This is a genomic window from Streptomyces sp. 378, assembly GCF_030124145.1.
Classification (GTDB): Bacteria; Actinomycetota; Actinomycetes; order Streptomycetales; family Streptomycetaceae; genus Streptomyces.
The window spans coordinates 21048-46580 of record NZ_JASKMS010000013.1; the positions used below are offsets into that span (position 1 = coordinate 21048).

21 protein-coding genes are annotated in these 25533 nt (G+C 71.4%); 13 read left to right on the forward strand and 8 right to left on the reverse strand.

Translation table 11 applies throughout. The annotated features are described in order from the left end of the window. Positions 1-43: 43 nt before the first annotated feature. From QNO09_RS19030 to QNO09_RS19040, 3 genes are all read right to left on the reverse strand, one after another. Positions 44-1624 (reverse strand): S8 family peptidase, encoded by a 1581-nt coding sequence (locus QNO09_RS19030; RefSeq protein ID WP_283971401.1) that lies wholly within the window; start codon positions 1622-1624, stop codon positions 44-46. Positions 1625-1902: 278 nt separating this feature from the next. Further along, positions 1903-2124, reverse strand: coding sequence for a DUF2283 domain-containing protein (locus QNO09_RS19035; protein WP_283971402.1), 222 nt, complete (start codon positions 2122-2124; stop codon positions 1903-1905). 22 nt (positions 2125-2146) lie between these two features. Beyond that, complete coding sequence (locus tag QNO09_RS19040) at positions 2147-3103, reverse strand: DUF4258 domain-containing protein (protein WP_283971403.1); 957 nt, start codon at positions 3101-3103, stop codon at positions 2147-2149. 251 nt (positions 3104-3354) lie between these two features. On the opposite strand from QNO09_RS19040, the gene QNO09_RS19045 reads away from it, so the two are divergent. Next, the gene (locus QNO09_RS19045) at positions 3355-3996 is read left to right on the forward strand and encodes a response regulator (RefSeq protein WP_502962318.1); all 642 of its coding nucleotides are present in this window, start codon (positions 3355-3357) and stop codon (positions 3994-3996) included. Further along, entirely contained in the window at positions 3993-5171 is a 1179-nt protein-coding gene (locus QNO09_RS19050) for a sensor histidine kinase (RefSeq protein WP_283971405.1), read from the forward strand. Before QNO09_RS19045 ends, QNO09_RS19050 begins: the two co-directional genes overlap by 4 nt. A 66-nt stretch (positions 5172-5237) precedes the next feature. Here the strand turns inward: QNO09_RS19050 and QNO09_RS19055 are convergent, their stop codons facing one another. Continuing rightward, on the reverse strand, positions 5238-5438 hold the full coding sequence (locus QNO09_RS19055) for a hypothetical protein (protein ID WP_283971545.1): 201 nt from the start codon (positions 5436-5438) through the stop codon (positions 5238-5240). Positions 5439-5798: 360 nt separating this feature from the next. Between QNO09_RS19055 and QNO09_RS19065 the strand changes: the two genes are divergently transcribed. The 7 genes from QNO09_RS19065 (at position 5799) to QNO09_RS19095 (ending at position 13905) form a co-directional block, all read left to right on the forward strand. Then, on the forward strand, positions 5799-6938 hold the full coding sequence (locus QNO09_RS19065) for a DUF4190 domain-containing protein (RefSeq protein WP_283971406.1): 1140 nt from the start codon (positions 5799-5801) through the stop codon (positions 6936-6938). A 147-nt stretch (positions 6939-7085) separates the two neighbouring features. Beyond that, positions 7086-7838, forward strand: a complete 753-nt coding sequence (locus QNO09_RS19070; RefSeq protein WP_283971407.1) for a GntR family transcriptional regulator — start codon at positions 7086-7088, stop codon at positions 7836-7838. A 341-nt stretch (positions 7839-8179) separates the two neighbouring features. Next, positions 8180-8374, forward strand: a complete 195-nt coding sequence (locus QNO09_RS19075) for an SPOR domain-containing protein (RefSeq protein ID WP_283971408.1) — start codon at positions 8180-8182, stop codon at positions 8372-8374. Between the two features lie 64 nt (positions 8375-8438). Beyond that, complete coding sequence (locus QNO09_RS19080; RefSeq protein WP_283971409.1) at positions 8439-8894, forward strand: (deoxy)nucleoside triphosphate pyrophosphohydrolase; 456 nt, start codon at positions 8439-8441, stop codon at positions 8892-8894. 123 nt (positions 8895-9017) lie between these two features. Continuing rightward, positions 9018-9461, forward strand: a complete 444-nt coding sequence (locus QNO09_RS19085; protein ID WP_283971410.1) for an ATP-binding protein — start codon at positions 9018-9020, stop codon at positions 9459-9461. 252 nt (positions 9462-9713) lie between these two features. Beyond that, positions 9714-12350, forward strand: coding sequence for a SpoIIE family protein phosphatase (locus QNO09_RS19090; RefSeq protein ID WP_283971411.1), 2637 nt, complete (start codon positions 9714-9716; stop codon positions 12348-12350). Positions 12351-12816: 466 nt separating this feature from the next. Continuing rightward, positions 12817-13905, forward strand: coding sequence for a glycoside hydrolase family 18 protein (locus tag QNO09_RS19095; protein WP_283971412.1), 1089 nt, complete (start codon positions 12817-12819; stop codon positions 13903-13905). Here the strand turns inward: QNO09_RS19095 and QNO09_RS19100 are convergent, their stop codons facing one another. The 4 genes from QNO09_RS19100 to QNO09_RS19115 are packed head-to-tail and all read right to left on the reverse strand — an operon-like array spanning position 13906 to position 17822. Continuing rightward, positions 13906-14682 carry a succinate dehydrogenase/fumarate reductase iron-sulfur subunit gene (locus QNO09_RS19100; protein ID WP_283971413.1) on the reverse strand — a complete coding sequence of 259 codons (777 nt, stop codon included), beginning with the start codon at positions 14680-14682 and terminating at the stop codon, positions 13906-13908. Beyond that, entirely contained in the window at positions 14679-16619 is a 1941-nt protein-coding gene (locus QNO09_RS19105; protein ID WP_283971414.1) for a fumarate reductase/succinate dehydrogenase flavoprotein subunit, read from the reverse strand. Before QNO09_RS19105 ends, QNO09_RS19100 begins: the two co-directional genes overlap by 4 nt. An 18-nt stretch (positions 16620-16637) precedes the next feature. Further along, entirely contained in the window at positions 16638-17474 is an 837-nt protein-coding gene (gene sdhC, locus QNO09_RS19110; protein WP_283971415.1) for a succinate dehydrogenase subunit SdhC, read from the reverse strand. 57 nt (positions 17475-17531) lie between these two features. Next, positions 17532-17822 (reverse strand): Rv0250c family protein, encoded by a 291-nt coding sequence (locus QNO09_RS19115; protein ID WP_283971416.1) that lies wholly within the window; start codon positions 17820-17822, stop codon positions 17532-17534. A gap of 288 nt (positions 17823-18110) precedes the next feature. Between QNO09_RS19115 and QNO09_RS19120 the strand changes: the two genes are divergently transcribed. The 4 genes from QNO09_RS19120 (at position 18111) to QNO09_RS19135 (ending at position 25433) form a co-directional block, all read left to right on the forward strand. Beyond that, on the forward strand, positions 18111-20294 hold the full coding sequence (locus QNO09_RS19120) for an ABC transporter family substrate-binding protein (protein ID WP_283971417.1): 2184 nt from the start codon (positions 18111-18113) through the stop codon (positions 20292-20294). 121 nt (positions 20295-20415) lie between these two features. After that, complete coding sequence (locus QNO09_RS19125) at positions 20416-21177, forward strand: hypothetical protein (RefSeq protein WP_283971418.1); 762 nt, start codon at positions 20416-20418, stop codon at positions 21175-21177. A 70-nt stretch (positions 21178-21247) separates the two neighbouring features. Continuing rightward, complete coding sequence (gene typA / locus QNO09_RS19130; protein ID WP_283971419.1) at positions 21248-23155, forward strand: translational GTPase TypA; 1908 nt, start codon at positions 21248-21250, stop codon at positions 23153-23155. A gap of 637 nt (positions 23156-23792) precedes the next feature. Further along, positions 23793-25433 (forward strand): peptide ABC transporter substrate-binding protein, encoded by a 1641-nt coding sequence (locus QNO09_RS19135; protein WP_283971420.1) that lies wholly within the window; start codon positions 23793-23795, stop codon positions 25431-25433. The last annotated feature ends 100 nt before the right edge of the window (positions 25434-25533 follow it).

Below are 25533 nucleotides of genomic sequence, written 5' to 3' on the forward strand. Positions count from 1 at the left end.
GGCCCCTGCGCTCAGCTCACTCAGCTCACTGAGGTCGCTGAGGTCAGAACTGGAGCGCCCAGGCGTCGATCCGCCCGGTGTCGTAACGGGCGTTGTCGCTCACGCGCAGCTTCCACGTGCCGTTCGCGGCCTCCGAGGAGGCGTTCACGGTGTACGTGGTGTCGATGTTGTCCGCGCTGCCGCCGGTGCCGTACGACTTCAGCGTGTACGCCGTGCCGTCGGGGGCGATCAGCTGGACCTGGAGGTCACCGATGTAGGTGTGGACGATGTGCACCTCGACGGCCAGGGCCGAGGGGGCGTTGCCGGAGACGCCGGAGACCGTCACCGAGGACTCGGCGGTGGCGTTGTCGGCGATGGCCTGGTCGGCGGTGTTCTCGAAGCGCGGGCCGGGCGGGGTGGTCGTACCGCCGCCGACGTACAGGAGCCGGTTGGGTGAACCGGTGCCGGGGCTGGTGACGACGCCGGTGGTGGCGGCGGACGTCAGCGCGGCGGAGACCTGCGCGGGCGTGGCCGTGGGGTTGGCGGCCAGGTGCAGGGCGGCGGCGCCGGCGACGTGCGGGCTGGCCATCGACGTGCCGGAGATGGTGTTGGTCGCCGAGTCGCTCGTTCTCCAGGCCGAGGTGATGGACGAGCCGGGCGCGAACAGGTCCAGGACGGTGCCGTAGTTGGAGTAGCTCGCCTTGGCGTCGCTCGACGTCGTGGCACCGACCGTGACGGCCTCGGTGACCCGTGCGGGGGACCGGGTGGAGGCGTTGGTGGACTCGTTGCCGGCCGCGACCACGAAGGTGACGCCGGAGGTGATGGCGTTGCGGACGGCCGTGTCGATGGCGGTGTCGCCGGGGCCGCCGAGGGACATGTTGGCGACGGCGGGCTTGACCGCGTTCCGGGCGACCCAGTCGATGCCGGCGACGACCTGGGCGGTGGTGCCCTGCCCGGAGTTGTTCAGCACCCGTACACCGACGACCTTGGCCTTCTTGGCGACGCCGTAGGCGCTTCCGGCGACCGTGCCGGCGACGTGCGTGCCGTGGCCGTGGCCGTCCTGGGCGGTGTTGTCGTTGTCGACGGCGTCGTAGCCGTAGGAGGCGCGGCCGCCGAAGTCGCCGTGGGTGATGCGGACGCCGGTGTCGATGACGTACGCGGTGACGCCCTCGCCGGCCGAGTCCGGGTAGGTGTACGAGCTGTTCAGCGGCAGGCTCTTCTGGTCGATGCGGTCCAGGCCCCAGGACGGCGGGCTGGGCTGCGTCCCGGTGATGGAGAACGTCCGGTTCTGCACGACCGAGGCGACGGCCGGGTCGGCGGCGAGACGTTTCGCCTCGGACGCGGAGGCCTCGACCTCGTAGCCGTTCAGGGCCTTGGTGTACGTCCGCTCGATGTCGGCGCCGTACTTGTGCGCGAGCGCGCGGCCCTCGGCGGAACCGGCCTTCTCGGTCTTCAGGGTGACGATGTAGCTGTCGGCGACGGTGTTCGCGGCGCCCTCGTACTGCACGCGTCCTTCGGCCGCGACCGGGGCCGCGCCGGCGGGGAGGGCGGAGACGAGGCTCGCGACGAGCGCCGCGGTGGCCGTCGCGCCGAGCGCGGCCAGTCTTCGCCGGGTGGAGCGGTGGGGAGTACGCATCACTGCCATCTGAGGGGTCCTCCTCATCGGTGGTGCGCTGTGGGGTGTGGTGCACGCCCGTCGGTCGCCGCCGATGAGGCCAGTGGGTCATGACCATGTCAAGCCAGCGGCTACTCCTGTGCGTCAGCGAAAGATTGAGGCCTCCACAGGAATTGCACAAGGGCCCTGCACGGACCGGCAGGACCTTTGTGACGACCTGTCAATCGCGCCGGGACCGCTCCACCCCCTGCTCCGCCGGCCGATCGGGGGCGCCGGGCCGGGGTACCGGCCTGGCGCCCCGCGCCCCCTCAGCCCGTGGAGGCCTGCTCCAGTACCTCCACCGGCAGAGCCCCACCCGCACCGATCACCTCGATGCCGAGCAGCCGCCCCGACGCGTCCACGTCGAGGAACACCTCGGCGTCCGCCCCGACCCCGTCGACGGGGATCTGCCGGACGGCGGCGCCGTCCGCGATGTGTGCGACGAGAGAGACATACGCGGTGTCGTTCTCGCGGTCGTACTCGATGTGCATGCTTCGCCTCTCGGGAACGGGCTCAGTTGCGGCCGACGGACACGACGTTGCCGGCCTTGTTGATCACGACCCAGATCTTGCCGGTGGTGTACTTCCACGTGCCCGGCGACTTGCCCTTGGTCTTCTTGCCGGTCTTCACCGTACGCGCGACCATCTCCTGGCTGATGCCGCGCTGCGCCATGCGCTGGGCCGCGTGCTTGGAGATGCTCTTGACGCCCTGGGAGAGCAGCAGCCGCCCGGCGACGATCGCGATCGGGATGAACCACGCCGGGTCCGCCACCACCGGGAAGGCCGTGCCCGGCCCCGGCCGCACGGTCTGCACGAGGGCGCCGCCCTCGACGCGGTACTCGGTGGGCACGGCCTCGCCGCGCGCGTCCTTCGCCCAGGGCGCGTCGAACGTGCCGAGGTACTCCTCACCGCGGGTGACCAGGACGGAACCGTCCTCAAGGGTCTCGGTGGCCGCGTCCGCCGGCAGGCCGAGCGGGAACCGGAACTCGGTCGCGGCGTCCGCGTCCTTGAGCGTGATCAGGGCGCGCACCCCGTCCCGGTTGGGCTGCACGGCCAGGTCGACGTCCTCGCCCGCGCCCGGGTAGACGACCGTGCCGTTGGCGCTGGTCGTGGCCTGCGCGTCGGCGCTGCCGGGCAGGGTCAGGCGCAGCACGTCGGAGCCGTAGGCGAGCTCCACGGCGCCGTCGGCGGTGGCCGGCGCCGTGATGCGGGCGGCGGACGTCTCGTCGCCCACCTCCGCGCGGGTGGCTCCACCGGCGACGGGCGTGCCGGGAACGAGGTCGGACGTCCCGGTGACGCGCTCGACCGTCTCGGCCGCCTGGACGGCCAGAGACGCGCGGGAGCCGGCGTCGCCGGTCCCGGCGTGCGCGCCCGCGGCGGTCAGCAGCACCGCTCCGGCGGTGCAGCACGCCACCAGGATGCGGGCGTGGGTGCGTGGGCGCCGGGCGGAGCGGTCCTGGGTGTGGTGCATGTGCGTCCTCGCGTTGTGCTGACGGCCCGTTCGACGGGCCCGTGGTGATCGTCGTCCCGATGGATCGTGGCAGCGCGGCCCCGGCCGGCGGCATCCGTCCGAGGGCGGGAACCGACCCCGCCGACCGGCGGGGTCCGGGCCGCCGTGTGGCAGGTGGCACACGGCGCCGGTGCAACGCCGCGAGGGGGAGGGACGTCGTAACGAACGGTGATCGCGCTGGGCGGGGGGCGGAAGTGATACGAGTCGCGGTGGTGGACGACGAGCCACTGGTACGCACCGGACTGCGTGTGATCCTCGGTTCGGCGCCGGACATCACCGTCGTCGCCGACTGCGCCGGGGTGGGCGCGGTGGAGGCCGTGCGGGACGGGCGGGTGGACGTCCTGCTGCTCGACATCCGGATGCCGGTCGTGGACGGGCCGACCGTGCTGCGGCAGGTCGCCGCACTCCCGCAGCCCCCCGCGGTGGCGATGCTGACCACCTTCGACGCCCGTGAACACGTGGACGAGGCGCTGCGCCGGGGAGCGGCCGGGTTCCTGATGAAGAACACCGCGCCGGAGCAACTGATCGACGCCGTACGGGCGCTGGCCGCCGGACGCCGGGTGCTGGCGCCCGAGGCGGTGGGCCAGGTGATCGACGGCTACCTGCTCTCCGGCCGTGACGAGGACGCCGTACGGCGGGTGCGGGCGCTCACCGACCGGGAGCGGCAGGTGCTCGCCCTGGTGGGAGCCGGGCTCAGCAACCGGGCCATCGCGGGCCGGCTGCACCTGGCGCACGGCACGGTCAAGGACCATGTGAGCGCCGTGCTGGCGAAGCTGGGCGGGCTCAACCGGGTGCAGGCGGCGGTGGTCGCGGACCGGGCGAACCTGGTCGACACGGGACCGGGGCGGCGATGAGCGGGGTGTCGGCGTCCGGGGCGCCTTCAGCCGCGGAAGGCTACGGCGGGCCGCAGGCCCCCGGTGTCGTGCGGCGGATCGCCTCCGGGGCGCTTCCGGTCGTGGTCGCCCTCGTCGACGGACTGGTGGTCAACGGCCTCACCTCCGGGCACGGGACGTGGCTGGCGCTGGTCGCCGCCGGCGCGCTGCTGCTGCGGCACCGGGCCCCCGAGGCGGCCGTCCTCGCCGGCCTGCCGGGGCTGTACCTCGGGCACATCGCCTTCGCCCCGCTGATCGCGCTCTACTGCGTCGCCGTCCGGCGCGGGCATGCCCTCGTCGGTGTGTCGGGCGCGGCGGCGGTCGCGGTGGCGTGGTTCCTGCCCCACCCGGCGGCCGGCGTCTCCTCCCTCGCCCTCGACCGGGAGACCGCGCTGCTGGCCCTGGACTGCTGCGGGGTGGCGGCGGGCGTCGTCGTCCTCGGCCGGTCGGTCCGGTCGCGGCAGGAGCGCCTGCGGGTGGCGACGGAGCGGCGGGCCTGGGAGAACCAGGTCCTGACCGAACGGGTGCTGGCCACCGAACGCAACCGGCTGGCCCGGGAGATGCACGACGTCGTCGCCCACAAGGTGAGCCTGATCAGCCTCCAGGCCGGTGCGCTGCAGGTGGGCCGGCCCGGCGACACGGACGTGCGGACGACGGCCCGCACGATCCACGAACTGTCGGCCCAGACCCTCGCCGAACTGCGCCACCTCGTGGGGGTGTTGCGTACGACGGGAGACCCCGACGCGCAGGGCGCCCCGGGGGCCGGTCTGGCCGACCTCACGGACCTGGTCCGCGACAGCGGCCTCACGGTGGACCTGGACGTGTCGATCCCCCCGGTTCCGGTGCCCGAGCCGGTCGAACGCGCCGCGTACCGCACGGTGCAGGAGGCGTTGACCAACATCCGCAAGCACGCCCCGGGTGCGCGGACGCGGGTACGGGTGCGCTGCGCGGCCGGCCTGCACGTCGAGGTGCACAACACCGCCCCCGGCCGCCTCCCCGCCCGGCCGGACCTCCCCGGCGGCGGCCACGGCCTGGTGGGCCTGCGCGAACGGGCCCACCTGCTGGGCGGCGACTTCCACGCGGCCCCCACGCCCGACGGCGGCTTCACGGTGAAGGCGGTCTTCCCGGTGGGGTGGACGGGCACGCGTCAGCCCTAGGAGGCTTCGTCCTCCGGAAACGGCGTGGGGTCGTCGACCCATCCGGCCGCGAGGAGCAGCCCGCTCTCACGGTGGACCGTCAGGAACCCGAAGGGGGCGGTCGAAACAGGCCATCACCCGGGTCGTCCCGTACGGCGGCTCCTCCGGCGACCGGCCCTGGTAGACCGCGGCGAACGTCGTCGCCGCCGCCGCCCTGAAGCCCTCGGCGCCGAACGTGGCCGTCATGGTCTGCCGCGCGCAGCCCGGGACGAGCGGCGTGCGGCTCACGCCGGGAAAGGGTGCGGCGCCCGGGGTCTCGGGCGGACGACAGGCCGTCGATCCCGGTCAGCACCGCCAGGAACTCCCGCGCCGCCGCACCCGCCTGACGGGCCGGCAGGCCCAGCGCCTCCTCCAGCTCCTCGCGGGCCGCGCCCGCCGCCCGTCCGCGAGGAGCGCCGGCAGCGGCCAGACCCCCGCCGCCGAGAACACCGTGCCCGCGCGGACCTCCGAGGCCCAGCGGGCCGTCAACCGGTTCGCCGCCCGTACCGCCGTGTGCATCGACCGCATTCCGCCCCGTCCCCCGCCCCCTACGATGCGCCCAGCCGTACGACGGACCCGTCCACCGCCTCAGCCAGGAGCACCGTACCCGTGTCGATACCCCCGCCCCCCGGGAACCAGCGGCCCCCGGACCCGTACGGCCCGCCCCCGGCCGGCCGGCCACAGCCAGACGGCCCGTACGGCCCCGCCGGGCGTCCGTACGGCACCCCGGTCTCCGTCAACGCCCTGGCCGTCGCCGCCCTCGTGCTCGGCGTGCTCTGCTTCCTGCCCGCCGCCGGGCTCGTGCTGGGGCTGATCGCCCTGCGGCAGATCCGGCGGTCCGGGCAGAGCGGGCGGGGCATGGCGATCGCCGGGTCGGTGCTGTCGTTCGCCGGGATCGTGCTGTGGGCGGTCGTGCTGTCCACGGGAGCCGTGTCCGAGGTCTGGGAGGGCGTCAAGGACGGTGCGCGGGGCAACGAGAGCCTCTCGCTGGCCAAGGGCGACTGCTTCGACGCGCCCGGAGGGCTGGAGGGCGACACCTACGACGTCGACCGGGTGCCGTGCGGGGCCCGGCACGACGGCGAGGTGTTCGCGGTCGTCACGCTGCCGGGCGGCGCCTTCCCGGGCGACGCGAGGATCACCGGCATCGCTGACGAGAAGTGCTACGCCCTCCAGGACCGGTACGCGATGGACACCTGGGCCATGCCGGCCGATGTCGAGGTGTACTACCTGCTGCCGTCCCGGGAGAGCTGGCGGTTCGGCGACCGCGCGATCACCTGCCTCTTCGGCAACACCGAGGCCGGGCTCAAACTGACCGGCTCCCTGCGCGGCGATCCCACCACGCTCGACACCGACCAGGTCGCCTTCCTGTCCACGGCCAACGCCCTCGACGCGGCGCTCTACGAGGAGCCCGAGAAGACCCCCGACGACGACCTCCCCGCCCACCGGGCCTGGGCCACCCGCGTCCACGGCGTGCTCGGCGAGCAGATCGAGGCCCTGCGCGGGCACGCCTGGCGGGCCGATGCCCGCAAGCCCGTCGCCGGCCTGGTGGAGGACCTGGAGGACGCCCGGGAGGAATGGCGGAAGGCGAGCACCGCCGGTGACGCCGACACGTACTACACGCACTACGACAAGGCGTACGGGCTCGTGGACGGCCCGGCGACCGTCACGGCGCGCAAGGCCCTCGGGCTGGTGGCGACCCCGCCGGCCCGAGGGGAGGACGAGAGCCGGGACTCCGAATCGCAGGTGTGACGGCGGCCATAGCGGGGAGAAACCGCCTGCGTAAAGCCCTCAGGGCCACCATGTCATCACATCGAGTGATTCTCTGGCCTTTGCTTGCACCGCACAACCCACGGTTGCCACGCTGTTGCTGTCTGTACAACCTGATGGGAGCGGCCAGTGACATTCGGTGAGCAGCCGGCGTACCTGCGCGTCGCGGGTGATCTCCGCCAGAAGATCGTCGATGGTCAGCTGCCACCGCACACCCGCCTGCCCTCCCAGGCCAGAATCCGCCAGGAGTACGGGGTCTCGGACACCGTCGCGCTGGAGGCCCGCAAGGTGCTCATGGCGGAAGGCCTGGTCGAGGGCCGCTCCGGCTCGGGGACGTATGTGCGCGAGCGGCCCGTGCCCCGGCGCATCTCCCGCTCCGGCTACCGCCCGACGGGCGGGGCCACCCCGTTCCGTCAGGAGCAGGCCGACGGCGAGGGCCGCGGCACCTGGGAGTCCAGCAGCGAGCAGTCCGAGGCGAGCGTCGCGGTCGCCGAGCGGCTGGGCGTCGAGCCGGGTGAGCGGGTCATGTGCACGCGGTACCTCTACCGCGAGGGCGGTGAGGCGATGATGCTCTCCACGTCATGGGAGCCCCTCGCCGTGACGGGCCGGACGCCCGTGATGCTGCCGGAGGAGGGGCCGGTCGGCGGCATGGGCGTCGTCGAGCGCATGCGCGCCATCGACGTGATCGTGGACAACGTCACGGAGGAGGTCGGCGCCCGCCCCGGCCTCGCCGAGGAACTGCTCGTCCTGGGCGGCGTCCCGGGGCATGTGGTCCTGGTCGTCCAGCGCACGTTCTACGCCTCCGGCCGCCCGGTCGAGACGGCCGACGTGGTCATCCCGGCCGACCGGTACCGAGTCGCCTACCACCTTCCGGTCAAGTAGCGAACGCTCACATCCGCCCCGGGGCGCGCTCCCCGCGCGCCCCGCTCACACTTTCACCGCGCGGCCCGGCACGGGCCGGGGCCGTGCGCGTCTCGCGGACGGCTGTCGTCCACGCAGGTCGAGGCGCGTGCAGGCGGCATGCGTGCGGCTGGTTGCGCGGAGGTGCAAGGACGGCGCGTTCATGAGCGTGCGCCCCCTGCGTTCTGGCTGGTTGCGTACCTCTTTGTGAAAAGCCGTATTCGCTGCGTAAAGGTAAGGCGTAGGCTCGGGCATATGCGCATTGCGGTTTCCTTAGCGGGTGGGGCACGGCACAGGCCGCGGACGGGAAGAGGAGGGGCGCGATGAACGACAGCACGGTCACTCTGCCCTGGCTCGTGATACGGGAGGACGACAACGGCAACCGCTACCGAGTGGGCCGGTACGCGACCCGGGCCGAGGCCCAGAAGATCGCGGACAGCCTCGACGGTCGTGGCCACAAGCAGCTGTACTGGGTCGAGCGGCTCGGTCAGAACGGATCGGCCGCGGTGCACGACTGACTGCCGCCCCGGGCCGCCCAGGGGAAGGCCCCGGCGATCGGCGGGGCTCCCGTAGGCTCCCCGCATGAGTGAGCGGATCGTCGTAGCTGCCGCGCTGGTCGAGGACGGGCGGCTGCTGGCCGCCCGGCGCAGCGCCCCCGCCGAGCTGGCCGGGCGCTGGGAGCTGCCCGGCGGCAAGGTCGAGCCCGGGGAGACGGCCGACGCCGCGCTCGTGCGGGAGCTGCGCGAGGAACTCGGCGTCGACGCCGAGGTGGGCGGGCGCGTCCCGGGCGAGTGGCCCCTGAGGCCCCCCTACGTCCTGAAGGTGTGGACCGCCAGGCTGCGGCCCGGCTCCGCCGCTCCCGCGCCCCTGGAGGACCACGACGAGCTGCGCTGGCTCGACACCCACGAGATCTGGGACGTGGACTGGCTCGACCAGGACGTCCCCGCCGTACGGCAGACCCTCGCGCACCTGGGAACGGCGGACGGCCTCGTAGCCGGCCACCCTGTCTCCGGCAGCCCGCAAGAGCCCGGCGCCTGAAGCCGGTCAGGGGCGCGCGGCCTCACGCAGTGCTGTACGGGCGCTCCCTACGCCTTTTGTGCCACAGTGCGCCGCCCCGCGCGGTACTCCGCCCCGGATATCGGGTATGTGCCCATTAACCCCATGAAACCAGACATGGGTGGGGCTCCTGCCTGGGAAGTGATCGGCGTGATCGACACCGAAGGTGACTGCGCCGGGTGGACCTTTCCCGCCGAGCCGGGCGCCGTGCGCACCGCCCGGCAGGCCGTCCGGGGCCAACTGCGCGCCTGGGGCCTGGACAGCCTCGCGGACCTCGCGGCGCTCCTGGTCAGCGAACTGGTCACCAACGCCCTGCGGCACGCCACCGGCCCCATCGGAGTCCGCCTGGTCCGCCCCGTGGGCCTCGGCGCCGTCCTCCTGGTCGAGGTCTCCGATCCGCTGCCGGACCCGCCCCGTGAGCGCGCCGCCCGCCCCGAGGACGAGAACGGCCGCGGACTGCACCTGGTGGCCTCCTCCTCCCGCCGCTGGGGCACCCGGCCGGGTGCCACGGGCAAGACGGTGTGGTTCGAACTCGCGTTGCCGGAGTGAAAATCCGGTGTACGTACGTCTTACCGCTGTAGAGCGATTGGTTCAGGCCAGTGGCGGTTGCCGGCCGACGGGATTCGACGACGTGTCCCCTGGTTAGAAGACTGGAAGTGTTGTCACGGTCCGGACCGAAAACCATCGGGACCGTGCTGTGATCGTGAACACCGTGTTGTGCGGCACCGTAGTGCTGGATACTGCGGGCAGCCGCCCCCGGTGACCGGTGCCGGGCGCGGTGAGCTGGAGGGGACGGTTCGCGTGAGCGAGATACCAGCGAAGGCCACGGAGTCCGAGGACCCGTCGGCGGGCGCGAGGGCGAGGGCCGTCGACGGCCTGGCCTCCGCGGTGGGAGGTGCGCTCGCCGCCGACGGGGTGCGCTCCGGGGACGCCATGTGGCAGAGCAGTCCCCCCGGATCCATCTACGACTACATCAAGGTCGCGTCCTTCTCCATCGGCCCCGACGGGCTGGTCGAGCAGTGGAGCCTGCGCGCGGAGCACCTCTTCGGCATCTCCGCCGACAAGGCCGTCGGCATGGACCCCATCGAGGCGTTCATCGACCCGCGCCACCGCGAGCGCGGCATGCGCAAGATGGCCGAGATCCTCGACGGACGCGAGTGGACCGGCGTGGTGCCCTTCCGGATGCCGAAGGGCGTCGAGGGGGAGTGCGGCAACGAAGGGCTCGCCGAGGTGTACGTCATGCCGACGCGCACCCAGGAGGGCGACAAGGCGGCCGTCTGCATCGTCGTCGACGTGCGCACCCTGCGCAGCATCGAGACCGACCTCGCCGCCTCGCAGGCCATTTTCAGTCAATCCCCGTTCGGTTTCCTGCTGATCGACTCCGACCTGCGGGTCCGCCGCGCCAACCAGCGGTTCGCGTCCATCTTCGGCGGCACGCCCGACGACCACCGCGGCAAGGGCGTCCACGACTACCTCCAGCGCGGCGAGGCCGAGCGGGTCGCCGCGACCCTGCGCCGCGTGCTGGAGAGCGGCAACTCCATCACGGACATGCACATCACCGGCTTCGTGCCGGGCTCCGACGAGCGCCGTCACTGGTCCGTCAACCTCTACCGCGTGCACAGCGGTTCGGGCCGCCCCATCGGCATCGCCTGGCTCGGCACCGACATCACCGCCCGGCGCGCCGCGGCCCGCGAGGCAGCCGCCGCGCGGCGCAATCTCGCCCTGCTGAACGAGGCGGGCGCCCGCATCGGCAACTCCCTCGACCTGGAGACCACCGCCCGCCAGCTCCTCGACGTCGTCGTCCCCGGCTTCTGCGACCTGGCCACCGTCGACCTCTACCAGGGCCTGCTGGTCGGCGACGAGACCCCGCCCGGGCTCGCAGACGGCAGTGGCGAACTGCGCCGCGTGGCCTTCGCCAGCGCCGTGTCCGACGCGCCCTTCGCCGGCACCGGCGTACCCGTCGCGGTCGGTGCCGTCCACCACTACCCGTTCAACTCGCCCTGCGCGGACGCCCTGCGCACGGCCCGACCCCAGACCGTCCCGGGCGAGGACGGCGGGCTCGTGCAGTCCACGCTCGCCGTGCCGATGGTCGCCCACGACACCGTCGTGGGACTCGTGCAGTTCGCCCGCACGAAGGGCAGCGAGCCGTTCGGCGACCGAGACCGGGACCTGGCCGTCGAACTCGCCGCCCGTGCCGCGGTCTGCATCGACAACGCCCGCCTCTACCGGCGTGAACACGAACGCGCGTTGATACTGCAACGGTCCCTGCTCCCGCCCGGCGACCCGGAGGCCTCCGGCCTCGACATCGCCTGCCGCTACCTGCCCGGCAACGTCAACACCGGCCGCCCCAGCGAGGTCGGCGGGGACTGGTTCGACGTCATCGAACTCCCCGGGCACCGCACCGCGCTGGTCGTCGGCGACGTCATGGGCCGCGGCCTGCGCGCCGCCGTCGCCATGGGCGAACTCCGCACGGCCGTCCGCACCCTGGCCCAGCTCGACCTCGAACCGGCCGAGGTGCTCTCCCAGTTGGACGAGATCGCCCGCGGCCTCGGCGCCCCCGGCGGCGTGCAGCAGGCGACCCGGGCGGCTCGCCGCCCCCGGGAGGCGGACCTCTCGGAGGTGTACCTCGCCACCTGCGTCTACGCCGTCTACGACTCCGTCACCCGGCGCTGCACCTTCGCCAACGCGGGCCATCTGCCGCCCGTCCTCGTCGAGCCGGGCGAGCCGGCGCTGATGCTCGACGTGCCGCCGGGCATGCCGCTCGGCGTCGGCGGCGAGCCCTTCGAGGAGGTCGAGGTCGAACTCCCCGAAGGCGCGCTGCTCGCGCTCTACACGGATGGACTGGTCGAAAGCCGCGATCACCCCCTGGACGAGGGCTTGCAAGCCTTCGTCAGCGCGCTCTCCGACCCGACCCAGCCCCTGGAGGACGTCTGCGACCACGTCCTCAACACCCTCGACACCCATCACGGCGAGGACGACATCGCGCTGTTGATGGCACGTGTACAGGGGCTGCCCACGGATTCCGTGGGCGACTGGACCCTGCCGCGCGAGCCGCGCAGCGTGGGCCGGGCCCGCGAGTACGCGCGTGCCCAGCTGCTCGCCTGGGGCATGGAGCCCCTGGTCGACACCACGGAGCTGCTGGTCAGCGAGCTGGTCACCAACGCCCTGCGCTACGGCGAGGGCGAGATCCGCCTGCGCCTTCTGCTCGACCGCACTCTGGTCTGCGAGGTCTGGGACTCCGGCCTGGTCCAGCCACGCCGCCGCCGCGCCCGCGACACCGACGAGGGCGGCCGAGGCCTCCAGCTCGTCGGCCTCCTCAGCGCGGCGTGGGGCTCCCGCCGCACGCCCCGGGGGAAGACGGTGTGGTTCGAACTGCCCCTCCCCGGAGGGGACACGAGGCTGACGGACCCGGCGGAGGCACTGCTGAGCCTGTTCTGACAGCGGGCCGACCGCCACCGTCCGATCGTCCCGTCCCCGTCCCCACGACCCGGGCTCCCGGCCGAGGCGAAGCGACGGTCTGCGCCCTCGTCCCTGTGCCCCCGGGGCCCCGCGACGCGGCCGGGCCGACCGCGTTGCGCGGGGTCGAGGTCCTGCGCCGGTGGACGTCGTCGTTCGCCGTCGAGGCGGCCGATCCCTCCCGCGCCGGTAGGCCTCCACGACCTTCGCCCGCGACGGTCCGACCCACCTCGCTCTCCGCCACCAGGCTGCCGACACCACCGGCCTGCCGCCGAAGTCGCCACCAGGCCGCCGACACCACCGGCCTGCCGCCGTCCCCGCCGCCCTGGCCCACGCAGGAGCATCCGCGCGTACGGCACCTGGCCGGAAACCTCGACTGATCGCAACCGAACGTCCGTGCTGATCGTCCTCCCCGGCAACATCGACCACACCACCGAGGGGAGACGGCATGGAGCGCACGGAAGCCGGCGATGACGAGAACTCCCCACCACCCCAGGCGGATCCCCCGCCCCGCCGGGACGGCGGCACGAGACGCCGGCGGTGGGTCAGACGCACGGCCGTCGCCCTCCCCCTGCTCCTGCTGCTCCCGCTCCTGTCCGTCCTGACCGCCCTGCGCGTCAACTACATGGGGGACCCGGCCGACGGCACCCGCACCCGCGACCGCGACGCCCTCTGGCTGGGCCACGCCTGGGTCGACGGCCGTAAGAAGGACGCCGACGTCACCGCCCTCGCCCGCCGCCTCCAAGGCACCGGCATCCGCGACCTGTACGTCCACTCGGGCCCGCTGGAACACGACGGCACGCTTCCCGAGTCGCTCTATCCGAGGGCCCGCTGGTTCATCGACGCCGTGCACGAGAAACTGCCCGGCGTCCGCGTCCAGGCCTTCCTCGGTGACGTCCTGGCCACCGAGGGCCCCGACGGCATGCGTCTGGCCGACGCGGACACCCGCGCCGCCGTCGTCCGCTCCGCCCGCCAGGTCCTGGACACCGGCTACGAGGGCATCCACCTCGACCTGGAGCCCATGCCGTCCGGCGACCGCGACTACCTCGCCCTCCTCGACGCCCTGCGCCGCGAGACGCGCTCCCGTGACGCGCGACTGTCCGTCGCCGCCCACCAGATCGACCCGCTCCCGGCCCTCCACACCGTGTTCGGCTTCTTCACCGAACACCCCAAGTGGTGGTCGCAGGAGTTCTTCGGCCAGGTCGCCCGCCGCGTCGACCAGATCGCCGTGATGTCGTACGACACCGCCCAGCCTCTGGAGAGCACCTACGGCGGCTACGTCGCCCAGCAGACCTCCCTCGCCCTGGAGGTCACCCCGCCCTCCACCGACCTGCTGATGGGCCTGCCCTTCTACTGGGAGAGCAACTTCGACCACTGGGGCCATGCCGAGACCGTGCCCGCCGCCGTCCGGGGCGTCCGCCTCGGTCTGTCCCGCACGGACGCGGACCGGGCCAACTTCGGTGTCGCGCTGTACATCGACTTCGCGGCGACCGAGGCGGACTGGCGCGCGTACAAGGAGGACTGGGTCGGCGAATGATCAGCCCGCCGAGGAACGCCTCCTGATCTTCGAACCCAGCCACACCAGCGGGTCGTACTTGCGGTCGACCGCCCGTTCCTTCAGGGGGATCAGCGCATTGTCCGTGATCTTGATGCCCTCGGGGCAGACCTCCGTGCAGCACTTGGTGATGTTGCAGTAGCCCAGGCCGTGGTCGTCCTGGGCGGTGGTCCGGCGGTCCAGGCCCGTCTCCGCCGCCGAGTCCAGCGGATGCATGTCCAGCTCGGCGATCCGCATCAGGTAACGGGGCCCGGCGAACGCCTGCTTGTTCTCCTCGTGGTCACGGACCACATGGCAGGTGTCCTGGCACAGGAAGCACTCGATGCACTTGCGGAACTCCTGCGACCGGTCCACGTCCTCCTGCATCATGCGGTACTCGCCCGGGGCGAGTCCGGGCGGCGGGACGAAGGCCGGGACCTCTCTCGCCTTCTGGTAGTTGAGGCCGACATCGGTGACCAGGTCGCGGACGACCGGGAACGCTCGCAGCGGCGTCACCGTGATCGTCTCCTGACGCTCGAAGACCGACATGCGCGTCATGCACAGCAGCCGCGGCCGGCCGTTGATCTCCGCCGAGCAGGAACCGCACTTGCCGGCCTTGCAGTTCCAGCGCACGGCGAGGTCGGGCGCCTGGGTGGCCTGGAGGCGGTGGATGATGTCGAGCACCACCTCACCCTCGTTGACCTCGACCTCGAAGTCCTCCAGGCCGCCGCCGCTCACGTCCCCGCGCCACACCTTGAAGTGGGCCGTATAGCCGCTCATTCGTAGAGCTCCTCTTCGGAGAGGTACTTGACCAGCTCCTCCTTGTCGAACAGGGCGAGCAGGTCGGCACGGACGGGTTCGGTGGTCTCGCGGGTGAGGGTGATCTGGCCGCGGACCGGGTCCGTCGCCGCCAGGCCGCCCGTCGGGTCGGTGAGCGCGCACAGCAGGTTGATCCGGCGCCACTCGCGGTCCATGCCCGGATGGTCCTCGCGCGTGTGACCGCCGCGCGACTCGGTGCGCTCCAGCGCGGCCCGCGCCACGCACTCGCTGACCAGCAGCATGTTCCTGAGGTCCAGGGCGAGGTGCCAGCCCGGGTTGAACTGCCGGTGCCCCTCGACCCCGGCCCGCCGCGCCCGGACCCGCAGCTCGGCCAGCTTCCGCAGGGCCTGCTCCATCTCCGGCTCGCGGCGGATGATGCCGACCAGGTCGTTCATCGTCTGCTGGAGTTCCTGGTGGAGGGTGTAGGGGTTCTCCGGCGGCCCGCCCGCCGGTTCCTCGATCTCCGCCTCGGCCGAGAAGGGCCGCAGGGCCTCGGCGGCGGCGGCGTCGACCTGGACGTCGTCCACGACGGGCCGCGCCCCGGCCGGTCCCGCCGCGTACTCGGCGGCGTGCCGGCCCGCCCGGCGGCCGAACACCAGCAGGTCGGACAGGGAGTTGCCGCCCAGCCGGTTGGAGCCGTGCATGCCGCCGGCGACCTCACCGGCCGCGTACAGCCCGGGCACCCCGCGGGCCGCCGCCGTGTCGGACTCGACCGCGATCCCGCCCATCACGTAGTGGCAGGTGGGCCCGACCTCCATCGCCTCGGCCGTGATGTCGACGTCCGCCAGCTCCTTGAACTGGTGGTACATCGACGGCAGCCGCCGCTTGATGACCTCCGCGGGCATCCGGGTCGACACGTCCAGGAACACGCCCCCGTGCGGGGAGCCGCGCCCCTCCTTCACCTCGGTGTTGATCGCCCGCGCGACCTCGTCGCGGGGGAGCAGCTCGGGCGGGCGCCGGTTGTGGTCCGGGTCGTCGTACCAGCGGTCGCCCTCCTCCTCGGTCTCGGCGTACTTGTCCTTGAAGACGTCGGGGATGTAGTCGAACATGAACCGCTTGCCGTCGGAGTTGCGCAGCACACCGCCGTCGCCGCGCACCGACTCGGTGACGAGGATGCCCTTCACCGACGGCGGCCAGACCATGCCGGTCGGGTGGAACTGCACGAACTCCATGTTCAGCAGGGGAGCGCCCGCGAGGAGGGCCAGCGCGTGGCCGTCGCCGGTGTACTCCCACGAGTTCGACGTCACCTTGAAGGACTTGCCGATGCCGCCGGTGGCGATCACCGCGGCCGGTGCCTCCAGCACGAAGAAGCGGCCCGACTCGCGCTCGTAGCCGAACACGCCGCAGACGCGGCCGCCCTCCTTGAGGACACGCGTGACCGTGCACTCCTGGAAGACCTTCAGCCGGGACTCGTAGTCGCCGGTCTCGCGGAAGTCCTCCTGTTGGAGCGAGACGATCTTCTGCTGGAGGGTGCGGATCAGCTCCAGGCCCGTGCGGTCACCGACGTGCGCGAGGCGCGGGTACTCGTGGCCGCCGAAGTTGCGCTGGGAGATCCGGCCGTCCTCGGTGCGGTCGAACAGCGCTCCCCAGGTCTCCAGCTCCCACACCCGCTGCGGCGCCTCCTGCGCGTGCAGCTCGGCCATCCGCCACTGGTTGAGGAACTTCCCGCCGCGCATGGTGTCGCGGAAGTGCACCCGCCAGTTGTCGCCGCTGTTGACGTTGGCCATCGCGGCGGCGATGCCGCCCTCCGCCATCACCGTGTGCGCCTTGCCGAACAGCGACTTGCAGATCACGGCCGTACGGGCGCCCCGCTCGCGGGCCTCGATGGCGGCGCGCAGCCCGGCACCGCCCGCGCCCACCACGACGACGTCCCATTCCTGCCGGTCGACCACGGACATCGGTAAGGCCCCATCCCTCTAGAAGAAGCGCGGATCGTCGAAGACGCCGGACGCGACCAGGTAGACGTAGAAGTCGGCGAGCGCCACGCTCACCAGCGACGCCCAGGCCAGCTGCATGTGCCGGGCGTTGAGCTTTCCCACCCACTGCCACATCCGGTAGCGCAGGGGGTGTTTGGAGAAGTGCTTGAGCTTGCCGCCGACGATGTGCCGGCAGGAGTGGCAGGAGATCGTGTACGCCCAGATGAGCACGATGTTGACCAGGAACACGAGCGTGCCGAGGCCCATGTGGCCCCACGCGTAGCTCTCGTCGCGGAAGGCCAGCACGGTGTCGTAGGTCAGGATCCCGGCCACCACGATCGCGGCGTAGAAGAAGTACCGGTGGATGTTCTGCAGGATCAGCGGGAAGCGGGTCTCGCCGGTGTACTTCTTGTGCGGCTCGGCGACCGCGCAGGCCGGCGGGGACGCCCAGAAGCCCCGGTAGTAGGCCTTGCGGTAGTAGTAGCAGGTCAGGCGGAAGCCGAGCGGGAAGATCAGGATGATGATCGCGGGCGAGATGCCCCACCAGCTTCCGAAGATCTCCCAGTTGGGGCCGGACTTCATCGGCTCGCAGTTCTCCGCCAGACAGGGCGAGTAGAACGGGGAGACGTACGGCGCCGCGTAGTAGTCCGCACCGGCGAAGGCCCGCCAGGTCGAGTAGACGATGAACGCGAGCAGGCCCGCGGCCGTGCCGGCCGGGGCCAGCCACCAGCGGTCGGTGCGCAGGTGCGGGGCGGCGATCGCGGCGCGCGTACCGCCCCGCACTCCGCCGCTCGGGTGATGGGGTGCGGTGGCAGGGGGTTCCGTACCAGTGGCCACGTGACGACTCCGGTCGGGTTCGGGGGAGGTGCCGGTCGCGCTCGACTCCTCCCCGGGTCAGGGAGCGCGCCGGTCCCGGGCACCGAGCCCCTCGTCGTCCGAGTCGCTCCACAGGGCGGCGTCGTACGGCGTGTCGGAGATGGTGACCAGCTCGGGGCGGGTCGGCGCGGCCGTGGATGCCGCGGCGTCGCGCAGCAGCGCGACGCTCTCGCGCAGGTGGTTGGCGTCGGCACGGACGCGGCGCATCTCCAGGCCGCCGGTGCCGAGCTGCTTCTCCAGGCGTCCCAGCGACCGGAACACCTCGTCGAGATTGCGCTGGACTGACGTCAGTTCGTCGTGAACGGACATGCCTTGCCCTCACTTCCGCGGGTCCTTCGTGGCCCAAGGCGGCAACGTTCATGCGCCTGCGAGTGTTGCGCGTCACACCTTGTGCTGTGAAGGGATGTGCATCGATTGGCCGAGGCGTGTGGGTGCACCCAGCGGTGCGTTGCGCCGCACGGGTGGCTTCCCGCCCGTGACCGCCGTGTCGCCCTGTGCTGCCGAACCCTTTCCTCTTCAGTGGCCGCATACATCAGATGAGCTCCAAATACCGCCAAAAGTGATCATAACGCCCGCGGCTCCCCGGAGGTAGCACAGATGTCCCAGCACGGTGTCGGCCCGCGTGCGGTCACGCGCTCGGTCGCCTTCCTCACCGCGGGTGTGCTCGCGGTGCCCGCGCTCGCCGGATGCGGCTCGGACGACCCGTCCGGCAAGCCGCTCGCCGGGCAGGACATCCAGCCCGCCCCCCGCGACCGGATCACCGACGGCGGCACCCTGCGCTGGGCCGTCGACTCCGTGCCCGACACCCTGAACACGTTCCAGTCGGACGCCGACGCCACCACCACCCGTGTCGCCCAGGCCGTCCTGCCGTCGATGTTCCGCATGAACACCTCCGGCCGCCCCGAGCGCAACCCCGACTATCTGGAGTCCGCCGAGGTCGTCGACACCGAGCCCAAGCAGGTCGTGCTGTACAAGCTCAACCAGCAGGCCGTCTGGAGCGACGGCCGGGAGATCGGCGCCGCCGACTTCGCCGCCCAGTGGCGTGCCCTGTCCGGCAAGGACACCGCCTACTGGACCGCCCGCAACGCCGGCTACGAACGGATTCAGAAGATCGAGCGCGGCGACAGCGCCCTGGAGGTCCGGGTCACCTTCGGCCGCCCCTACGCGGACTGGCGCTCGCTGTTCTCGCCGCTGTACCCGAAGGACGTCATGGGCACCCCGGACTCCTTCAACGACGGGGCCCGCAAGAAGCTCAAGGTCACGGCCGGTCCCTTCACGGTGCGGAAGGTCGACCGCGACGACGAGCGCGTCACCCTCACCCGCAACCCACGCTGGTGGGGCGAGCCCGCCAAGCTCTCCGAGATCGAGCTGCGCGCCGTCCCGCGCGACAAGCGGGCCGCCGCGCTGGCCGCCGGCACCCTCGACCTGGCCGAGATCGACCCCTCCGCGGCCCGCCGCATCACCGTCGCCGCCCGCCCGTCGAGTTCCACCAGCCCGCTGATGGGCCCCGGCGCCGACCGGTCCGCCGCGGACTCCCTGCACTCCTGGGCCGTCGCCAACGGCTCCGACGAGGACGCCGCCGACGAGGAGACCGTCGCCCGCAAGAAGCTGCGCAAGGCCGTGGCCAAGTACGCCCGGCAGCAGCAGGCCCTCAAGGGCTTCGAGGTGCGCAAGTCCCTGGAGCCCGCCTACACCCAGCTCGCCCTCAACGGCGCCGAGGGCCCCCTCGCCGACGAACGCGTCCGCAGGGCCGTCGCCCGCGCCCTGGACCGCAAGGAGCTGGCCAAGGCCGTCCTGGAACCTCTCGGCCTGCCCGCCGTCCCGGTCGGCAGCCACCTGGCCCTGTCCGGCCAGGCCGCATACGCCGACAACAGCGGCGCCCTCGGCGGCCAGGACACCAAGGAGGCCCAGGCGCTGCTCGCGGACGCCGGGTGGGTGCGCGGCGGCCCGGTCGAGGAACAGAAGAAGAAGGAGAAGGCGGCCGGCTCCGAGGCGGAGAAGACCGACGGCGGCTCCGGGGAGAAGCCGGACGACGACGGCACGTACGTCGTCGGCGAGGACGACAAGGCGCACCGCGGACCGGACCCCGCCGGCCACCTCGCCCAGGACGGCAAGCAGTACAAGCCCCATCAGGGCGGCGTGCCCGGCGCGTACGCCCCCAGGGGCACCGCCGCCCCGGCGAACCAGGAGTCCGCCCGGCTCGCCAAGAACGGCAAGCCCCTCACGCTCCGCTTCGTCCTCCCGTCCGGGCCCGGCTCCCAGACGCTGCGCACGGTCGCGGACCGCATCTCCCGCATGCTGGAGCGCGTGGGCATCGGCACGGAGATCTCCAAGGTCTCCGACGAGTCCTACTTCAAGGACCACATCGCCTCCGGCCAGTACGACCTGGCCCTGTACTCCTGGCCCGCCACGGCGTTCCCCGCCACCGACGCCCGGCCCGTCTACGCCAAGCCCGTCCCGGCCGCCGACGGCTCGCTGAACGTCGAGCAGAACTACACGCGGGTCGGCACCGACCAGGTCGACCAGCTCTTCGACGAGGCCGTGGCCACCCTCGACGAGGACGAGTCCCGCTCGCTGATCCGCAAGGCCGACTCCCGCATCTGGGCCGCGGCCGGCTCGATCCCCCTCTTCCAGCGCCCCCAGCTCCTGGCGGCCCGCAAGAACCTGGTCAACACCGGAGCCTTCGGCTTCGGCACGCCGGTCTACGAGGACATGGGCTTCCTGAAGAAGGGCATGAAGCCGGCGTCGGGCCCGTCGGCGAAGGGCTCGGCCACTCCGTAGCTCTGGGAACGCTCAAGTGCCTTGCCGCCCCGCGCCCGGCGTCCCACCATGAGACCAGTAGTGATCATGGTGGGACGCCGGGCGTCCGTGCGCGGGGGACGGGGGCGGGCGGATGCGCGGCATGGTGGGGCGGGGTTGCACAGCCGGTCTGCTCGTCGGGGTGCTGGTGACGGGACTGACGGCCTGCGCGGGGGATGCGGGCGGCGACGGGGCCGACCGCAAGACGGTCCGGCCCGCCGCGAAGGCTTGCGCGACCGGCACCTTCACCTGGTCCCGCCTCACCGAGCGGGACCGGCTGACCGGCGTATCCGCCCCCGAGCGCCTCCGCGAGGGCGGCGGTGCTCTCCAGCACCCGATGCGGCGGGTGTACACCCCCCGCCCCTCGGTACGCGCCGACGGACCGGCCCCGTCCCCCGCGGAGATCCTCTTCTCGCTCGGCAAGAAGACCGGCGCGATCGAGTCCGACGCGCGCACCCTGGCCGAGGCGGGGGGCGACACCTGGTCCTTCACCGACATCGGGCTCCCGGCCCCCGAGCTCGACACCGACCGCGTCACGCCCCACGCGGCGGGCGAGTTCGTCCAGTACGCCGGGGTGAGGGAAGTGTCGGCGGACTTCCGCCACACGTGCCCCGACGGCCGGACCGTCTCCGGCCATGCCCGGAACTGGAGGATCGACATAGCAGGCCTGACCGGCTGCGACGAGCGCCCCGACTCGGCCCTGGCCCGGGAGGTCGCCGAACGGGTCTGCGAGGGGCCGGCCACCCCCAGCAGGTCCCAGCGCCGGGGCCGAGCACCTGGAAACTGGCCTGACCTGCACCGACGTATCCCGGCTAACCCTCGCGGCCGCAGCCCCGTACCATGGGGTGAGGCCGTGGCATGTTGAGCCCGGCAGAGCCCGCGCACCACCGACGTACGCGCAGGGCCTTCCTCACCACTCCGGGAGTACGCCTTTTATGGCCACGCGCCACGACATCCGCAACGTCGCCATCGTCGCCCACGTCGACCACGGCAAGACCACCATCGTCGACGGCATGCTGAAGCAGGCCGGCGCCTTCGCCGCGCACCAGCTCGAAGGCGTCGACGACCGCATGATGGACTCGAACGACCTGGAGCGTGAGAAGGGCATCACGATCCTGGCCAAGAACACGGCGGTGAAGTACCACCCGAAGGACGGGGGGGACGTCATCACCATCAACATCATCGACACCCCCGGCCACGCCGACTTCGGTGGCGAGGTGGAGCGCGGTCTGTCGATGGTCGACGGCGTCGTCCTGCTCGTGGATGCCTCCGAGGGCCCGCTCCCGCAGACCCGCTTCGTGCTGCGCAAGGCGCTCCAGCAGCGGCTGCCCGTCATCCTGTGCATCAACAAGACGGACCGCCCGGACTCCCGGATCGACGAGGTCGTCAACGAGACCTACGATCTCTTCCTCGACCTGGACGCCGACGAGGAGCAGATCGAGTTCCCGATCGTCTACGCCTGCGGCCGCGACGGCATCGCCTCGCTGACCAAGCCGGACAACGGCACGGTCCCGCCCGACTCCACCAGCCTGGAGCCGTTCTTCTCCACGATCCTGGAGCACATCCCGGCCCCGACGTACGACGAGGCCGCCCCGCTCCAGGCCCACGTCACCAACCTGGACGCCGACAACTTCCTCGGCCGTATCGCGCTGCTCCGCGTCGAGCAGGGCGAGCTGCGCAAGGGCCAGACGGTCGCGTGGATGAAGCGCGACGGGTCCGTCAGCAGTGTCCGCATCTCCGAGCTGATGATGACCGAGGCGCTCACCCGCAAGCCGGCGGAGATGGCCGGCCCCGGTGACATCTGCGCCGTGGCCGGTATCCCGGACATCATGATCGGCGAGACCCTGGCCGACCCGGAGAACCCGGTCGCGCTGCCGCTGATCACCGTGGACGAGCCCGCGATCTCCATGGTCATCGGCACCAACACCTCCCCGCTGGTCGGCCGCGGCGCCACCGGCAAGGGCGCCGACAACAAGGCGGCCGTCAAGGACCGCAAGGTCACCGCCCGCCAGGTCAAGGACCGCCTCGACCGCGAGCTGATCGGTAACGTCAGCCTCCGGGTGCTGGACACCGAGCGGCCGGACGCCTGGGAGGTGCAGGGCCGTGGTGAGCTGGCGCTGGCCATCCTGGTCGAGACGATGCGCCGGGAGGGCTTCGAGCTGACCATCGGCAAGCCGCAGGTCGTCACCAAGGAGGTCGACGGCAAGGTCTACGAGCCGGTCGAGCGCATGACGATCGACGTGCCCGAGGAGCACATGGGCGCGGTCACGCAGCTCATGGGCGTCCGCAAGGGCCGCATGGACAACATGTCCAACCACGGCTCCGGCTGGGTCCGCATGGAGTTCGTCGTGCCCTCGCGGGGTCTCATCGGCTTCCGGACCGAGTTCCTGACCCAGACCCGCGGCACGGGCATCGGCCACTCCATCCACGAGGGCTTCGAGCCCTGGTTCGGCACGCTGCAGACCCGTAACAACGGCTCCCTGGTCGCCGACCGCTCCGGTGCCGTCACCGCCTTCGCGATGACCAACCTCCAGGAGCGCGGCGTGCTGTTCGTGGAGCCGGGCACCGAGGTGTACGAGGGCATGATCGTCGGCGAGAACTCCCGCGCCGACGACATGGACGTCAACATCACCAAGGAGAAGAAGCTCACCAACATGCGGTCGTCGACGGCCGACGTGACCGAGTCGATCGTCCCGCCGCGCAAGCTGTCGCTGGAGCAGTCCCTGGAGTTCTGCCGGGACGACGAGTGCGTGGAGGTCACCCCGGAGGCCGTGCGCATCCGCAAGGTGAACCTGGACGCCCGCGAGCGCGCCCGCGCCGCGAGCCGCGCCAAGCACGGCTGACGCCTGCCGCAGTACGACAGCACCGGGCATTCCGCGTGAGCGGGGTGCCCGGTGCTGTTCGTGGCGCGTGATCGAAAGGGCGCGTGGTCAAAGGGGAGGGAACGCAAAGGAAAGGGTGAGGGAAAACCCTCGATTTGCCGGTGGCGGCCGTCGGGGGCGGCCCTCTCCCACTACCCTGCTGCGGAAGCGCCACGTCTCCCCGGCTCAGGGGAAGGCACAACGGCCTTGCCGCACAAGCTTCTTGAGCGCGCGACAGACTCCGGTGGCACCCTGCACGGGACCCACGGTACGTCGCAAGCGGTTTATCTCACTCTCGCGTCCGGAATGCGGACAGCCGACACCGATAGATGTGTAACAAGTCCGTTTCGCAGGGATCTTTCACCAAACCCTTTGTCCGGATTTTGGAAGATGTAGGCGAGAGCTGTGATCGAACCGAGACCTCGAGAGTGTGGTTCGGTCCTGGTGTTTGGCAGATAGTTAGGCGCGTAGAGCTCGGATGAACAGGTCACCCGCTTCAGGCGGCGCCGACTCACGAGCGCGGGGGCATTTGACGATTTCCGGCACCGGCGACGGGCTGTGGCGGTGATCTGTCCTGTGCCCCCTTTGCGGTGAACCAATGACTTCATAGGAGGAACCCATGCGCGGTGCCAAGAGCGCCAAGTGGGTCGCGGGGGCGATAGTCGTCGCTCTGGCCGCCACCGCCTGCGGCGGCGGAGATGACAGTGCCGGCGACGACATGAACAAGGGGAAGGCCGACCCGAACGGCATCGTCACTGCGCAGCTGAGCGAACCTCAGAACCCGCTGCAGCCGGCCAACGCCAAGGAGAGCCAGGGCAGCCGCGTGCTGCGCACGATCTTCTCCGGCCTGGTCGACTACGAGCCCGGCACCGGCAAGCTCGAGTACGTCAACGCCGAGTCGGTCACGCCGAACGACGACTCGTCCGAGTGGACCGTCAAGCTCAAGCCGGGCTGGAAGTTCCACGACGGCACCACGGTCACCGCGCAGTCCTACGTGGACTCGTGGAACTGGTCCGCCAACATCAAGAACAACCAGACCAACTCCAGCTGGTTCGCGGACATCGTCGGCTTCGAGGACGTGCACCCGGAGAAGGGTGACCCGAAGAGCGACAAGATGTCGGGTCTGAAGGTCGTCGACGACAACACCTTCACGATCAAGCTGACGCAGCCGGTCTCGTACTTCGCGTACAAGCTGGGCTACGACGTGTGGGCGCCGCTGCCCGAGGCCTTCTTCAAGGACCCGAAGGGCTTCGGCGAGAAGCCGGTCGGCAACGGTCCGTACAAGTTCGTGTCCTGGGAGCACAACAAGCTCATCAAGGTCCGCAAGTTCGCGGACTACAAGGGCCCGAACGTCGCCAAGAACGGCGGCATCGACTTCAAGAACTACACGACCGCCGACGCCGCGTACTCGGACCTGCGCTCGGACAACGTGGACTGGATCGAGCAGGTCCCGACCACCGCGCTGACGAACTACAAGACGGACCTCGGCGACCGCGCCATCGACGAGCCGTACTCGGCCGTCCAGTCGATCGTCCCGGCGTTCTACACCAAGCAGTTCAAGGACATCGACCCCAAGGTCATCCAGGGTCTGTCCATGGCGATCGACCGCCAGACGATCACCAAGACCGTCCTCCAGGGCACGCGTACCCCGGCCGACTCCTACGTCGCCCCGGGCGTCCTCGGCTACAAGAAGGGCGCGCTCGGCGACATCGTCAAGTTCGACCCGGCCCAGGCCAAGAAGCTCATCCAGGAGGGTGGCGGCGTCCCGGGCAACAAGATCCAGATCCAGTACAACGCCGACCAGGACCACAAGCCCTGGGTCGACGCGGTCTGCAACTCGATCCGCACGTCCACCGGCGTGGAGTGCACCGGCGACCCGAAGCCGACCTTCCAGGCCGACCTCGACGCCCGTGACAAGGAGCAGGTCAAGTCCATGTACCGCGGTGGCTGGGTGCTGGACTACCCGGTCAACTCGAACTTCATGCGCGACCTGTACGGCTCCACGGCGGCGGGCAACACCAGCGGTTACTCCAACAAGGAGTTCGACAAGCTGAGCTCCGAGGCGGACAAGGCCAGCTCGATCGACGAGACCGTGAAGATGTACCAGGAGGCGGAGCAGCTCCTCGCCAAGGACATGCCGGCGATTCCGCTCTGGTTCTACAAGGTCAACAGCGGTCAGTCCAAGAACATCCTGGGCAAGATCGAGTACGGCCAGGACGGTGACCCGATCTTCGACACCATCCAGGTCAAGCAGAAGTAACCAGACGACCGCAGACCGGTGCCGCCTCTCCCGCACAAGGGGAGCGGCGGCGCCGGTCCGTAGGCACAGGCCTCCACCTCACCCCCCTCACCTGCGGTAG